This window comes from Paenibacillus sp. J22P90, assembly GCF_059692195.1.
The window spans coordinates 1,225,353-1,239,079 of the sequence record NZ_JCAUAY010000002.1 but is presented as its reverse complement, the minus strand read 5'-3'; the positions used below and the strand labels follow the sequence as shown (position 1 = coordinate 1,239,079).

Sequence of the window (13,727 nt, the reverse complement as noted above, 5' to 3'; positions counted from 1 at the left end):
GTTATGAGCCATAAAAACATAGAGAGAATAAAAGAATCAGGTTCAGAAACTGATCGTGATGCAAGAATTCTTAAACAAGGCAAAAAGCTGTTTATGCGTGAATATGACAAGCAGCTCCAGCAGCTGCAGTCTTTGCTGACAGCGGTTCAAGTGGAGCCTGTCTTAGAGGATTTACAGCAAATCTATCGGATTGCGCATACGCTCAAAGGCAGTGCGCCGGTTTTTGGTTATGTGAGAATCGGAAAATTGGCGGAAGACTTAGTTCGGATATGGGAGTGGACGTTAGCGGTTAACTCGTTGGAGGATGAGCTGCTCTCGTCGATGAGTCCGGTCTATGAGTGCTTGGATCGTACGGCTGGCATTATATTTGAGCTGAAAATAGAGCTGGATATCGGCTTAACGGAAATTCAGATGGATGAACAGCAGGATCCTGCTGTGAGTTCGATGCTGCGAACGATGAAAGGCCGCATATTGCTGGTCGATGATGACGATGCACTGCGTTCCTATTTGACCAGAAGATTGCAGCTCGATGATTGTGTGGTTGATGAAGCAGCTGACGTGGAGTCGGCTAAAAAATTACTTCGCGAGCATACGTATGATCTCGTTACGCTAGATCTGATGATGCACCCGCAGTCGGGGTATGAGCTCTTTGAGTTCCTCAAAGAAGATCCTACGCTCAAGTGGCTGCCGCTTATTGTTTTATCCGGACGTGACGATGTAAGTGATAAAGTTCGCTGTTTTCATCTAGGAGCGGATGATTATGTGACGAAGCCGTTTCAGTACGAGGAATTGGCGGCTCGGATATACGGACTTCTGAAGCGGACGCGAAATTTTGAACAATTGGCTTTTCGTGACCCGCTGACAGGTGTGTTCAATCGTCGATATTTTGATCTGCAAATTGGTCTCGAGCTGCAGCGGATTGAGCGCTATCCGGCGCCAATTTCTCTCGTGTTTATCGATATTGACAGCTTCAAAAGCGTTAACGATACGTACGGACATCACGTAGGGGATTTGGTGCTTCAAGGCTTGGCTCACTTAATGCAGGTGAATCTGCGATCTACGGACTTATTGGCGCGTTTTGGCGGTGAGGAATTTGTCATTGCACTACCGAATACATCCGTGGAACAAGCTCGTTCCATCATGCAGGATATCCTTGATAAAGTGCGTGTAAAGCCTGTTGCTCAAAATGATGGGCAAACGTTCTCCATCACGTTTTCGGCTGGCGTAGCGGAATGGCAAGTAGGTATGACCGTTGCGGAATGGGTAGATAAGGCCGATGATGCGATGTACCAAGCGAAGCAACAGGGCAAAAATCGTATTATACTTGCAGACCTCGAGGATGAGGGTGCACAGTTTACGAAGCTTGTCGCCCATGCGAATGCCCAGCTTCAGAAGAAGAAGCTTCTGATCGTAGATGATGATCCGATTCTACGAGCTATCCTGATTTCACAATTGGAGCATTTACCTATTACGATTACGCAGGTTTCCGATGGTGAGCAGGCGTGGCAGCTGTTGACTAGTCAAGCTTTTGATGCCTGTATTTTGGACGGCGTATTGCCAGGATTAGATGGATTTACGATTTTGGAGCAGGTGAAGACAGATCCCAGATCTCTCTCCAAAGAGATGAAGATTCTCATGTTATCTGGGAAAAAGAAGGAAGCGGATGTCGCCAAAGGCTTACGAATGGGCGCCGATGATTATATGACGAAGCCATTCTCGCTCGTTGAGCTGGAGAACCGCGTCAAACAGTTAATGAAACTCGACTAGAAGGAGGGAGCCGTTGCCCCTCCTTTTTGCTTTTTACGGGGGCGAAGTGATGTGCGGTGGCGATGATCTCGACGTGGATGTTTGCGACGCCAGCACTTTCTGCTACAGTAGGGATATGTACGAAGTTACTTATGAAGGAGTAAGATGGCATGTCGGATAAAGAAAATCTGGTGCGTTTCGGTATTTCGATGCCGCAATCCCTTATCGAGCAATTCGATCGATTGATTGCGACGCAAGGGTATGATAATCGCTCGGAGGCGATTCGAGATTTAACGCGCAAGGCGCTTTTAACCTCTAGCAGCATGCAGCCCAACGAAATGGTCGCCGGAACCATTGTGATGGTTTATGACCATGAAATTAGAGATTTACCCATTACGTTAATGGAGCTTCAACATGACTATCATCATGCGATTATTTCGACGATGCATATTCATTTAAACCATCAGCAATGCTTGGAAATACTTGTAGTGCGAGGGGAAGTGCAGAAGCTTCGAGAGCTGCAGCAACGCATTCAGGTGTTAAAAGGGGTCGGCTACGCGGAGCTGTCCGTTACCCATGTGGACGAGCATAGTCAGAGCCATGGACATGGCCATCATCACGGTCACCATCATGATCATCACCATGATCACGATAAGCCCCGCACGGACGAGCAGAATTCGTAGTTCTTCATTTTTTTTGCTAGAATAAAGGACATGGAGGTGCGTTATGTCTGAGAAAAAATGGTTCTCGTTGGAAGAGGCCAATCATTTATTGCCTTTTGTAGATCAGGAACTGAAAAAAATGCAAGCCTTGAAGAGTGAGTTTGAGGAGAAATATATGGAGTTACGCCATAAAAAGAATGAATACGCCGAGAAACCTGGCACGGAAAAGGATCCATTTTTTGTCATGGAAGCTGCGCTGGAATTTCTTCAAATTGAAGCCCGTGGGCTCATTCAAAGCTTTCAAAAGACGGGCATTGAGCTGAAGGATATCGATTCGGGACTTGTTGATTTCCCAGCTCTTATGAATGGAGAAGAAGTGTTGCTGTGTTGGAAGCAAGGAGAGGATCAGATTCGTTATTATCACGGAGAGCAAGATGGTTTTGCTGGCCGTAGACCAATAGCGGATTAAGGGATATCATGCGACCTAATAACCATCGAACCAAGAAATGGTTCCTACGATTGCCACTCGGCTTGATTGCCGTGCTGGCGTTTATGCTGTTGAGCGCTGTTCTAGCGCCGCAATCCGCCTCTGCGCATGCTTCATTAGTCGAGGCTACACCGGAAGCGGGAGCGAAGCTTGAAATCTCGCCTGCGCAAGTGTCCGTTACGTTTAATGAGCAATTAGATAGCGGACTCTTTTATATTAAGGTGTATGATCATAGCGGAGCTGAAATAACGAAACGCAAAGCTACGATGAGTAAAGAGCAGATGGGCATCCAGCTGGATCTGCCAAAGCTCGAAGAAGGCGTGTATTTGATCAGCTATCACGTTATTTCAGCAGATGGACATCCTGTGGGCGGCAGCTATCCGATTACGATCGGTAATCCACCGCAGGAGGATGTTCTCGATGTGCCTACCGCCCATACGGGGCACGATCATAGCGCGGGGCCGCTGACAACGAAAGGCTTGATCCAATACGCCTCACGGGGCTTATGGTTCCTCATGCTGCTAGCTTTGACTGGCTGGGCATTCTGGCTGCGATTGGTGAGACCTCCGGGCGAAGAAGCACAGAAATCGGTGTCCGCCTGGACGCTCAATCTGCAACGCGCACATATCGTTGCACTCTTGCTGCTTATTTTCACACATATTGAAGATCTATTAGGTGGCGGCGGTTTGGATGAAATCGTGCAGCTGCTCACCTCAACGAATATCGGGATTTCGTGGGTGCTGCTTCTCGTCTTATCCTTCCTAGGCTTTGTACTGCTGGGCAGGTTAGCTTGGTTGGATGTAAGTTGGTCAATCGCTTTATTGGCTGTCAAAAGCTTTAGCGGACACGCGGCTTCCTTTAAACCGCTGTTGGCGACGATTGGACTCGACTTTATCCATCTGGTTGCCGCGGCTTGTTGGGTAGGTGGATTAGTTCTCCTTTACGCAAAATGGCGTCATAACAAGCTGGATCTCGGCAGCTATATGCAGAAGTTTTCTAAATTTGCACTGATTTCGATTCTTGTTTTAACCGTTTCAGGGGTCCTGTCTGTCCTGCTATTCTTACCGAGCTTACGATACTTGACATACACCACTTGGGGAATTCTTTTGCTTGTAAAAGTAGGCGTAGTAGTGCTAGTTGCACTCATTGGTTTCGTCATCCGACTATTCCTTCGCAGGAAAAAAGTGAATCAATCGATCGTCTGGGTGAAGCTGGATCTGTCTCTCATGGTCGTCATTGTTGTCTTGGTCGGTCTGCTTACCTATATGGCGCCGATTCCGGCTAATGAACCGCTTGCGTGGCATCAAATGGGAGAGAAGGTCCACGTTACCGTGGATATTTCACCTAAAATCCCAGGTAATAACACGTTCGTCGCCAAAGTTTGGCTGCCAGAGAAATCAGGCAAACCGAAGCAAGTTCTTTTGATTTTGCATAACAAAGATGATGAGGATATTGCACCAATTGCTGTGCCGTTAACACCATACACGGATAATAAGGAAGAGGAGTCTTACGGTTTTGCTAAATTCAGCTATAAATCCGAAGGACCGTACTTGCCTTTTATAGGGAATTGGGAATTAGAAATGCGCGTCATGGATGCAGAAGATAATGAGACGGTGTATACCAAAGACTTCATAGTGTATTAGGGAGGATGACCATGGCTTGGATTCCCATTCTAGATAAAGACCAGCTGTCAGTCAAACTAGATGACAAAGATGATTCTGCTCTAATTGAGATCAATGACGGCGGGATCTCGCCGAACTATGTAACAATCCGACTGAATGAACATGAAGTGGATGAGTTGATCGAAGCTCTTCAACGAGTTAAGCAATCGATGCAATAGTGTCTATAAACGAAAGAACCTTCCCAGCGACTGAAACACAGTCATAAGGGAAGGTTCTTTTTCTCAAAACAAGCTCCAGTCGAATTCTTGGGATAAAATGCCGAGGAGATGAACACCAGCGGTACTGTTGCCCTTACGGTTCAATGCAGGCCCAACGAGGCCGATACCGTACTTCCCAGGCACCATGGTCAAAACACTGCCGGACACGCCGCTCTTCGCAGGCAGCCCAACATTCATGGCGAATTCGCCAGAAGCATTGTACATCCCGCAGGTAAACATGAATGTCTTAGCAATTTGTACGAAGCGCCGCGGAATGAGGCGCTGGTTCCGGATCGGATCCACGCCATTATGCGCGAGAACGAGCGCCATTCTAGCTAGATCCGTACAGTTCACCTCAATGGAGCAATGGCTGAAATAGACCCGAAGAACATCGTCCACTTCACTGTCCAAGACACCGTTATCCTTGAGAAAATAGGCTAAGGAACGATTGCGGTGAGCCGTATCGGACTCGGATTTGAAGACGTTTTGATTGATGCCAAGCGCCTGATTATCGGCAATATCTCGAAAGAAATGAAGGATTCGCTCGATCTGTTCATCCGTGTTGTTGCCCGCAATTAATGACGAGATGGCAATCGCTCCTGCATTAATTAACGGATTGAAAGGGATGCCAGGCTCAACAAGCTCGAGCTTTAGCATAGAATTGAAGTCATCCCCTGTTGGCTCCATGCCTACTTTGGAGAAGACAACATGTTCGCCATTATCCATGAGGGCTAGAATCAAGGTGAATACCTTTGAAATGCTTTGCAGTGTGAAGCGAAAGTCCGATTCCCCAGAAGTTAAGGTTTGCCCTTCGCTTTCCATGATACAAATACCGAGGATATCCCCAGATGCATTCGCTAATTCAGGGATGTAAGAAGCGACATGACCTTCCTTGGTATGTGATTTGCTGAGAGCAACCCACTCGTCGAGGTGATCATGTAGGCTCTTCCAGGTTGCAACGTCCTGTTGGTCAGGCATGGCCAAGTCAGTCCTTCCTCTTCTCTAGGCTTTCCAAGCTTGCGGATGATTGTCACTGATAAGATCAGTTGCCGCTGCATTCGCAATGACTTGCTCAGGGTTTTTGCAGCCTGGAATAACGGAAGTGACAGCATCATGCTTCAAGCACCAAGCCAATGCCCACTTGGCCATGTCCATGCCTTCTGGTACTTCATTTTGCTGGATGCGCTGAACTTCTTCCAGCTTCAGTCTGACACTTTCAGCATCGTGGCGATGACGAACGTCCGTATTCCCGAATACGGCACCTGGCTTATATTTACCGCTTAGATAACCGCTAGCCAGCGGGACACGTGCGAGAACACCAAGATCTTGCTCTATACAGGATTGGAACACCTGATCTTCCGGCGCACGATCCAGACGATTGTAGACAACTTGAATCGCTTTAGAATTCACTTTTGTGGAAGCCGCGGTCTGATGAATATTCGCATTGCTGCCGATCGATGTACCGAGGTGGCGGATTTTACCGGCTTGCACTTGTTTATCAAGCGTCGTCCATAGATCATCGTTATCGAATAGCGCATCAGGTCCCGAATGGAATTGATATAGGTCGATGTAGTCCGTATGTAAAGCTTTCAAAGACGCATCCAGCTGCTTGATGACGGATTCGGCGCTAAACTCATCCGTTCGTGTAAATAAATCATGGAAGTGGTGACCGAATTTCGTTGCGACAACCCACTTATCACGATCGCGGCGGGATAAATAATTACCGATAAATGATTCCGAAAGATGATCACCATAGCATTCAGCGGTATCGATTAAGTTGATGCCAAGCTCTGCCGCTTGATCTAGAATCGCGTCTGCTTCTGCTTGGGTATATGTTAATCCCCATTCACCGCCAAATTGCCAAGTGCCAACACCAACGATGGAAACTTTCAGATCTGTTTTGCCAAGTCTACGATATTTCATTGTAGCGCACTCTCCTTATTAGGGTATCCAAATTGATTATACAACAACATTTTATTTTAGTTTAATGTTAGCTTTCCATAAATGGGTTAAGGTGTAAAGAGGGAATGATTCAAACTGAAAGGTTGTTGGTACAATTGTTTAAAAAGTACGTGCTAAGCCTGTTAAAGGAATGGGTGCCTACGATCGCGTTCGCTTTCATTCTTGCACTTGTGGTCAATACCTATGTTGCACAAGCGATGAAAGTACCCACGGGGTCCATGCTGCCTACGATTCAATTACAAGACGAGCTGATTGTTGAGAAAATGAAGCCATTAACCGATTTTGGATTCGGTGATATCGTTGTGTTTTGGCCGCCGCTGGAGGGGAATGAGGACCGCTATGTGAAGCGTCTGATCGGACTGCCTGGCGATACCATAGAGATCAAAGAAGGCGCCTTATATCGAAATGGCGTCAAAGTTGACGAGCCCTACATCCAAGCTCCGATGACATACACGTATCATCAAGTCACGGTGCCTGAAGGCAAGTATTTCTTCTTAGGCGATAATCGCAATGACAGTTATGATTCCCATCTGTGGCCGTCGACACCTTTTGTAGATGAAAAAGACATTATCGGTAAAGTTGTATTTCGGATTTTCCCTTTTAATCAGATCGGAACTGTAGAGTAAAAGCATAAATAAAGAAGCTCCCGACCTCGTTAGAGGAAGGGAGCTTTTAGCTGTCTCAAAGAATTAAGCGAGATGCGGTGTCACTTGGTTTTCATCTTCGCCGTTGCCATCGTCTTTCTTCGATTTACGGTCAGAAAGCTTAATGTTGCCTACGAAGAGCGTCAGTACAGCGCCGAGGAGTACAAACACTAAACCATACAGGAATACTTGATGAAGGGAAGTAACTAACGCATTTTTAAGCAAAGGCACCATATGCTCCACGAATTCTTTTGGCATTTTAGCTAAGGATTCTGGCACCAAAAGGGATGAATATAGTGCTTGCGGATTCGTATGAATCATATCGGTCATCGAATTAGCTAGCTCACTTGCTTCCGCGGGCAGCTGCTTCACGACAGGCTCTAAATCTCTTTCAAGCAAGACTGTTGATTTATGATTCATAATGGCACCGAGAATCGTCATCCCGAATGTACCACCGATTTGACGGAAGAACTGGCTTGAAGATGTTACAACCCCTAGCTCTGATTTCGGGAAGCTTTCTTGCAGGGCAAGTGTAAGAATTGGCATAACAAGCCCCATCCCTAAACCAAGAAGAACCATGTAGCTGGATGCGATTAACTTAGTCGTTGAAATACCCATTGTGCTTAGGAACAAGAAGCCTACGGCCATCACGATCATACCGATGAGCATTTGTTTGCGAACACCGACTTTAGCGATGAATTGACCAGAAACAACGCTCGCAATAATCATCGTAATCATCAGTGGTGTCATGACCGTACCAGATGCCGAGGCACTAATCCCGACGATACCTTGCATGAATAAAGGAACGAACATAATCGCGCCGAACATACCAACGGCCATCAGGAAGCCTACACCGTTAATGGTGGAGAAGGTTCTATTTTTAAATAAACGAACTGGAAGAATCGGTTCTGCTGCTTTACTTTCAATAAATATGAAGGCAGTTAAGGATGCTACAGCAAGTACAAAGAGACCAACGATTTGCCAAGAACCCCAAGCGTATTCACTACCGCCAAACGTAAGAGCAAGAAGTAAGCTCACAACCCCGACGATCATGGTAACAATACCTGGAATGTCGAATTTCACTTTTCCTACTGATTTATGTTTCGGTAACGCAATTGCGATCAAAATAACAGCTAGGATCCCAACAGGCAGGTTAATGTAGAACACCCAACGCCAGTCCCAAGCATCTACGATCCAGCCGCCAACTTGCGGCCCAATAACAGAGGACAAACCGAAGATCGCTCCAAAAACCCCTTGCCACTTGGCACGTTGCTTACCAGTAAATAAATCCCCGATAATAATCATCGCCATTGGCATCATGATACCACCGCCAAGACCTTGCAAACCACGGAACAAAATAAGTTCAGTCATGTTTTGTGACATACCGCAAAGCGCAGAAGCAACGATAAAGATGATAAGTCCTGTTACATAAATGACGCGGCGGCCGATTAAGTCGGCCAGTTTACCCGCGATAGGCACGACGACTGTCGATGTTAACATGTACGCTGTCGTTAGCCATGTCATCAGTCCGAGTCCGCCAAATTCCCCAACGATACGCGGCATTGCTGTACCGACGATCGTACCGTCCAAGGCTCCGAAAAGCATGGCGATGATCAAGCCGGTGAGCAGGAGCCCCCTATTTTTGAGTTCTGGTGCAGCAGCTTCGGAGATATCCTTGGGCGCTGCTTTTTGAATGTTTTCCATGTGTGACCACTCCTTTGGTGTGAAAAATAAAAATAATTAATAAAATGAAACAAACTTTTCAAAAGCATTTACGAGAATTTTCAGTTCATCAGGAGGCAGCTGTGACAGCCCTTGGGCAATCACTTTCTGCTGAACTTCGTTTGCGCGGGCAAGAACCGCGGCGCCTTCATCTGTATTTTCCACGAGTACAATGCGTCGATCCGTTTCATGATGCTTACGTATAACATGCCCACTTTGGACAAGTCGATCAATCATCACGGTGATTGCACTTGGTTTAACGCCTAGTTTATCAGCAAGGTGGGATTGCTTCGGTGTTTTCTCCTTGGCGATCATCGCTAACATGAATAATTGCGGAGCTGTTAACTCTGAATTGAGTTCACTAAGGACACTTTGCGTAATCTTACGGTGAGTCAGCTCAAATGAAGTACGGAAGCGATTGGTGTAGGTCGTCAATTCATCTTCCAAGCCATAACCTCCTATAAAATTATTAGAATTGTCTAATAATTAAATAATATAAATATTAAATAAAGTAATAGTTAAATTGTTTAATTAAAATATATACCTGTCGAATAATGAAGTCAATGGGATATTTCTGAAACTTTCTGAAAGAAGGTCTGATGTACTTGCATATCCTTTGTATCTTGCATATAATAACTGGTACATATACGTGGAAATGCTTTGACGGAGAAGAGTACGCAGTGCTTCTTGACAGGGAGGGAAAGCCGATGATTGAGAGCTGGCCCCGAGAATCAGGCTGTGGAAGTTCGCTCCCGAGCAGTCCTTTGAACAGAAAGCTTAAACCAAGCTTCTCATTAGAGGGAACCGGACACATCGTCCGTTATCTGGAATGAAGTGAGACTCGTTTATTTGGCGATTGCATTTTGGCAATTGGACATAGACGAATCTAATTAGGGTGGTACCACGGCTTTTCGTCCCTTGCGAGGGAGCGGAAAGTCTTTTTTGTGTTGTCATAAAGGGCGATTCAGAGGCCTAAATCAGGAGGGATTTCGATGAAAGAGCGTTTAGAAGCTTTGAAGCAGGAAGCGCTGCAGGAGCTTAGCGGGGTTGGAAATCAGCAGGAATTGAACGATTTGCGCGTTAAGTATTTAGGTAAAAAAGGTCCGTTAACCGAGGTTCTTCGCGGTATGGGCGCGTTAAGTGCTGAAGAAAGACCGGTCATCGGTCAAGTGGCGAATGATGTCCGCGCAGCAATTGAAGCTGTGATCGAAGAGAAGCAAGCAGCGTACACGAAGCAAGAAACAGAGAACAGACTTCGCGCTGAAATGATTGACGTTACGTTGCCAGGACGTCCTTCGCAGCAAGGTGCTGTGCATCCTTTGAACAAGGTCATTCAAGAAATCGAGGATATCTTCATCGGGATGGGCTACACCGTAGCTGAGGGTCCTGAAGTCGAGCAAGACTATTATAACTTCGAAGCGTTGAACCTGCCGAAAGATCACCCGGCTCGTGATATGCAGGATTCCTTCTATGTTACTGAAGAGATTTTGATGCGTACGCAGACATCACCTGTACAAGTAAGAACCATGGAGAAGCGTAAAGGCGAGGTTCCGATCAAAATCATTTGCCCAGGCAAAGTATACCGCCGCGATGACGACGATGCGACTCACTCTCACATGTTCCAACAAATTGAAGGTCTAGTCATTGACCGCAACGTGCGGATGAGTGATCTTAAAGGCACATTGCTGCAATTCGTACAAGAAATGTATGGCCCTACAACGAAAATTCGCATGCGTCCAAGCTTCTTCCCATTCACAGAACCGAGTGTTGAGGTCGATGTGAGCTGTGCAATGTGTGGCGGTGAAGGCTGCCGTACATGTAAGCAAACAGGCTGGTTGGAGATTCTCGGAGCAGGTATGGTACATCCGCGCGTGCTTGAAATGGGCGGCTACGATCCGAAGGAGTACACAGGCTTTGCATTTGGCATGGGCGTTGAACGTATCGCGATGTTGAAATATGGTATCGAAGATATTCGTCATTTCTATACGAATGATTTGCGTTTCTTAAAACAATTTTTACATGTGTAAGCAATAGGAAAAGGAGGGTATAAGCATGAACGTTTCTTACCAATGGTTATCCGAATACGTGGATGTAACAGGCTTCACAGCCGAGGAATTAGCTGAAAAATTAACCCGCAGCGGGATCGAAGTAGATATCGTCGAGGATCGTAATAAAGGTGTTTCAAATGTAGTTGTTGGATTCGTAAAGTCGCGCGAGAAACACCCAGACGCTGATAAACTTAGTGTTTGCGTAATTGACGCAGGGCAAGGCGAAGACTTGCAAATCGTTTGTGGCGCTAAAAATATTGATGCTGGACAAAAGGTTCCTGTCGCGATGATCGGCGCTGTCCTTCCGGGCGGACTGGAAATCAAACGTGCTAAGCTTCGTGGCGTGGAATCACAAGGTATGATCTGCTCCGCTAAGGAGCTTGGACTTAATGATAAGCTGCTTCCAAAAGAAATCCAAGAAGGCATCCTCGTATTGCCTGAGGATACGCAAGTCGGAAGCTCCATTCTTGATGTATTGGCGATTAGCGACAAAGTCATGGAGCTTGACTTGACGCCTAACCGCTCCGATTGCTTGAGCATGCTCGGAGCGGCTTACGAGATCGCGGCGATCCTTGGCCGCGAGATAAAGCTGCCTGATACGGAAGCTGCGCTGAAAGCGGCAGGCACTGCCGGCGTGAAGGCTGCGGACCGCATCAGCGTGAAAATCACAGCGACTGAGCAGTGCACACACTACGCGGCTCGCCTGATCGAAGGCGTACGCGTAGGCACTTCTCCGCTGTGGATCCAGAACCGATTGATGGCTGCGGGCATCCGCCCCATCAACAACATCGTCGACATCACGAACTTCGTGATGTTGGAGTACGGCCAGCCGCTGCATGCGTTTGACGTAGAGCAGCTGAACAATGGCCACATCGATGTCCGACTCGCCGAAGCTGGCGAGAAGCTCGTGACACTCGACGATGTGGAACGTACTTTAGAGCCGCACATGCTGCTCGTCACGGACGGCACCAAGCCTGTGGCAATCGCCGGAGTAATGGGCGGGGCCAACTCCGAAGTAACTGAGGGAACTTCGCGGATCCTGCTTGAATCCGCGAAGTTCGCAGGCAGCTCTGTGCGCCGTACGTCGCGCCAGCTAGGTCTTCGCTCGGAAGCGAGCCTTCGCTTCGAGAAAGAAGTGAACCCGGAAGCGGTGCTTCCGGCACTGAACCGTGCTGCTGCGCTGATTGCGCAATACGCAGGCGGTAAAGTCGCTGACGGCATCGTAGAAGCCGCTAGCGGAACGCACAAGTCGGTCGCTATCTCCCTTGCAGCTGACCGCGTGAACAACTATCTCGGCACAGCGCTTTCCTTGACCGAGATGGGGCAAATCCTTTCCCGCTTGAACTTCACATTCGAGCAAGCTGGCGAAGGCAAGCTGCTCGTGCATGTGCCGAGCCGCCGCGGAGACATCACGCGTGATGTCGATTTGATCGAAGAAGTGGCACGTCTCTTCGGCTATGACAACATCCCGACAACCTTGATGACCGGCGTGACTACACCAGGGTCGTTGTCTAAAGAGCAATCCATCCGCCGCATTACACGGAATGTTTTGACGCAAAGCGGATTGAATGAAGTTATTACTTATTCCTTCACAAACCCTCGCTCACACAGTGGCGCAGGAGCGGAAGTGAATCAACAATCACAAGTAGATGCGATTCCTGGCCTTTTCCCTGCGGCTAAGCCGATCTCACTAGCGATGCCGATGAGCGAAGACCGCAGCCAGCTGCGCACGAGCCTAGTACCGCATTTGCTGGATGTTGTCAGCTACAACCGCAATCGTACGATGGATGATGTCGCCATTTTCGAAATTGGCAAAGCGTTCATTACAGATGAAGCGTCACTTACAGCTCTACCGCAAGAAAAGCTGCTGTTGTCCATCGTATTGACAGGCAAACGCCGTCAATCTCACTGGGCTCAGAAGTCGGAAGCCGTTGATTTCTATGACATCAAAGGTATTTTTGATCGCTTAGTGCAATACCTAGGAATCAAAGGTCTGTCCTACACATCAGCAGCGCCAGAGGGCTTCCACCCAGGTCGTACAGCTGATATTCTACTGGCATCGAAGGTTATTGGCCGCGTAGGTCAATTGCATCCGACTGCGCAGCAACAGCGTGATTTGGATGATACGTATGTGCTAGAAGTAGAACTATCTCCGATCTTGGAAGCTGCTGGCGATGAGATCGTATATAAATTATTGCCGCGTTATCCGTCTATCGGACGTGACATTGCCGTTGTGGTGAATACAAGCGTACCTGTGGGACTTATGGAGCAAGCAATTGCCGAAGTTGCAGGGGAATTGTTGGAGTCCATTCAGGTGTTCGATATCTATACTGGAGAGCGTCTTGGAGCTAATCGGAAAAGCGTAGCGATCGCACTCGTGTACCGTCATGCGGACAGAACGTTGCTGGATGAAGAGGTAACGGAGCTCCACGCCAAAGTTGTGGCAACACTTGAACAACAATTTGAGGCGGAGTTAAGAAAATAGTGTAACTTTCCTTATAAGTTGCAGGAATATAGGCTGGTCTTATCGAAATTATTCTCGATAGGACCAGCCTTTCATTTTAAGGGAGGATATAA

The 13,727-nt window shown here is 47.4% G+C and carries 12 protein-coding genes; 8 read left to right on the top strand and 4 right to left on the bottom strand.

What is annotated here, in order from left to right; translation table 11 throughout:
• The first annotated feature begins 3 nt into the window (after nucleotides 1-3).
• The 5 genes from AC58UX_RS10115 (at nucleotide 4) to AC58UX_RS10095 (ending at nucleotide 4,735) form a co-directional block, all read left to right on the top strand.
• A complete protein-coding gene (locus AC58UX_RS10115; protein WP_497252005.1) occupies nucleotides 4-1,767 on the top strand; it encodes a response regulator in 1,764 nt (587 codons plus the stop codon).
• A 149-nt stretch (nucleotides 1,768-1,916) separates the two neighbouring features.
• Entirely contained in the window at nucleotides 1,917-2,429 is a 513-nt protein-coding gene (nikR, locus tag AC58UX_RS10110; RefSeq protein ID WP_497252003.1) for a nickel-responsive transcriptional regulator NikR, read from the top strand.
• Nucleotides 2,430-2,472: 43 nt separating this feature from the next.
• On the top strand, nucleotides 2,473-2,877 hold the full coding sequence (locus AC58UX_RS10105) for a DUF2203 domain-containing protein (RefSeq protein WP_497252001.1): 405 nt from the start codon (nucleotides 2,473-2,475) through the stop codon (nucleotides 2,875-2,877).
• Nucleotides 2,878-2,885: 8 nt separating this feature from the next.
• Nucleotides 2,886-4,538: a copper resistance CopC/CopD family protein gene (locus tag AC58UX_RS10100; RefSeq protein ID WP_497251999.1), complete on the top strand. Its 1,653-nt coding sequence runs from the start codon at nucleotides 2,886-2,888 to the stop codon at nucleotides 4,536-4,538.
• 11 nt (nucleotides 4,539-4,549) lie between these two features.
• The gene (locus tag AC58UX_RS10095; protein WP_497251997.1) at nucleotides 4,550-4,735 is read left to right on the top strand and encodes a hypothetical protein; all 186 of its coding nucleotides are present in this window, start codon (nucleotides 4,550-4,552) and stop codon (nucleotides 4,733-4,735) included.
• A 63-nt stretch (nucleotides 4,736-4,798) separates the two neighbouring features.
• Here the strand turns inward: AC58UX_RS10095 and glsA are convergent, their stop codons facing one another.
• Nucleotides 4,799-5,752 carry a glutaminase A gene (gene glsA / locus AC58UX_RS10090; protein WP_497251995.1) on the bottom strand — a complete coding sequence of 318 codons (954 nt, stop codon included), beginning with the start codon at nucleotides 5,750-5,752 and terminating at the stop codon, nucleotides 4,799-4,801.
• A gap of 24 nt (nucleotides 5,753-5,776) precedes the next feature.
• On the bottom strand, nucleotides 5,777-6,697 hold the full coding sequence (locus tag AC58UX_RS10085) for an aldo/keto reductase (RefSeq protein WP_497251993.1): 921 nt from the start codon (nucleotides 6,695-6,697) through the stop codon (nucleotides 5,777-5,779).
• A 104-nt stretch (nucleotides 6,698-6,801) separates the two neighbouring features.
• Here AC58UX_RS10085 and lepB point away from each other — a divergent pair, with 104 nt between their 5' ends.
• Nucleotides 6,802-7,362 (top strand): signal peptidase I, encoded by a 561-nt coding sequence (gene lepB / locus AC58UX_RS10080; protein WP_497251991.1) that lies wholly within the window; start codon nucleotides 6,802-6,804, stop codon nucleotides 7,360-7,362.
• Between the two features lie 63 nt (nucleotides 7,363-7,425).
• Here the strand turns inward: lepB and AC58UX_RS10075 are convergent, their stop codons facing one another.
• Together AC58UX_RS10075 and AC58UX_RS10070 are read right to left on the bottom strand one after the other, a co-directional pair.
• Nucleotides 7,426-9,084, bottom strand: coding sequence for an MDR family MFS transporter (locus AC58UX_RS10075; RefSeq protein WP_497251989.1), 1,659 nt, complete (start codon nucleotides 9,082-9,084; stop codon nucleotides 7,426-7,428).
• Nucleotides 9,085-9,120: 36 nt separating this feature from the next.
• Nucleotides 9,121-9,549 (bottom strand): MarR family winged helix-turn-helix transcriptional regulator, encoded by a 429-nt coding sequence (locus AC58UX_RS10070; protein WP_497251987.1) that lies wholly within the window; start codon nucleotides 9,547-9,549, stop codon nucleotides 9,121-9,123.
• A gap of 545 nt (nucleotides 9,550-10,094) precedes the next feature.
• Here AC58UX_RS10070 and pheS point away from each other — a divergent pair.
• A complete protein-coding gene (gene pheS, locus AC58UX_RS10065) occupies nucleotides 10,095-11,129 on the top strand; it encodes a phenylalanine--tRNA ligase subunit alpha (RefSeq protein ID WP_497251985.1) in 1,035 nt (344 codons plus the stop codon).
• Nucleotides 11,130-11,154: 25 nt separating this feature from the next.
• Nucleotides 11,155-13,635, top strand: a complete 2,481-nt coding sequence (gene pheT / locus AC58UX_RS10060; RefSeq protein ID WP_497251983.1) for a phenylalanine--tRNA ligase subunit beta — start codon at nucleotides 11,155-11,157, stop codon at nucleotides 13,633-13,635.
• The last annotated feature ends 92 nt before the right edge of the window (nucleotides 13,636-13,727 follow it).

Excerpts from the sequence above, each read along its gene's own strand:
- AC58UX_RS10100 (WP_497251999.1), top strand. The coding sequence starts at position 2,886 with ATGCGACCTAATAACCATCGAACCAAGAAATGGTTCCTACGATTGCCA.
- AC58UX_RS10115 (WP_497252005.1), top strand. The coding sequence starts at position 4 with ATGAGCCATAAAAACATAGAGAGAATAAAAGAATCAGGTTCAGAAACT.
- AC58UX_RS10105 (WP_497252001.1), top strand. The coding sequence starts at position 2,473 with ATGTCTGAGAAAAAATGGTTCTCGTTGGAAGAGGCCAATCATTTATTG.
- pheT (WP_497251983.1), top strand. The coding sequence starts at position 11,155 with ATGAACGTTTCTTACCAATGGTTATCCGAATACGTGGATGTAACAGGC.
- AC58UX_RS10075 (WP_497251989.1), bottom strand. The coding sequence starts at position 9,084 with ATGGAAAACATTCAAAAAGCAGCGCCCAAGGATATCTCCGAAGCTGCT.
- AC58UX_RS10085 (WP_497251993.1), bottom strand. The coding sequence starts at position 6,697 with ATGAAATATCGTAGACTTGGCAAAACAGATCTGAAAGTTTCCATCGTT.
- nikR (WP_497252003.1), top strand. The coding sequence starts at position 1,917 with ATGTCGGATAAAGAAAATCTGGTGCGTTTCGGTATTTCGATGCCGCAA.
- AC58UX_RS10095 (WP_497251997.1), top strand. The coding sequence starts at position 4,550 with ATGGCTTGGATTCCCATTCTAGATAAAGACCAGCTGTCAGTCAAACTA.
- glsA (WP_497251995.1), bottom strand. The coding sequence starts at position 5,752 with ATGCCTGACCAACAGGACGTTGCAACCTGGAAGAGCCTACATGATCAC.
- pheS (WP_497251985.1), top strand. The coding sequence starts at position 10,095 with ATGAAAGAGCGTTTAGAAGCTTTGAAGCAGGAAGCGCTGCAGGAGCTT.
- lepB (WP_497251991.1), top strand. The coding sequence starts at position 6,802 with ATGATTCAAACTGAAAGGTTGTTGGTACAATTGTTTAAAAAGTACGTG.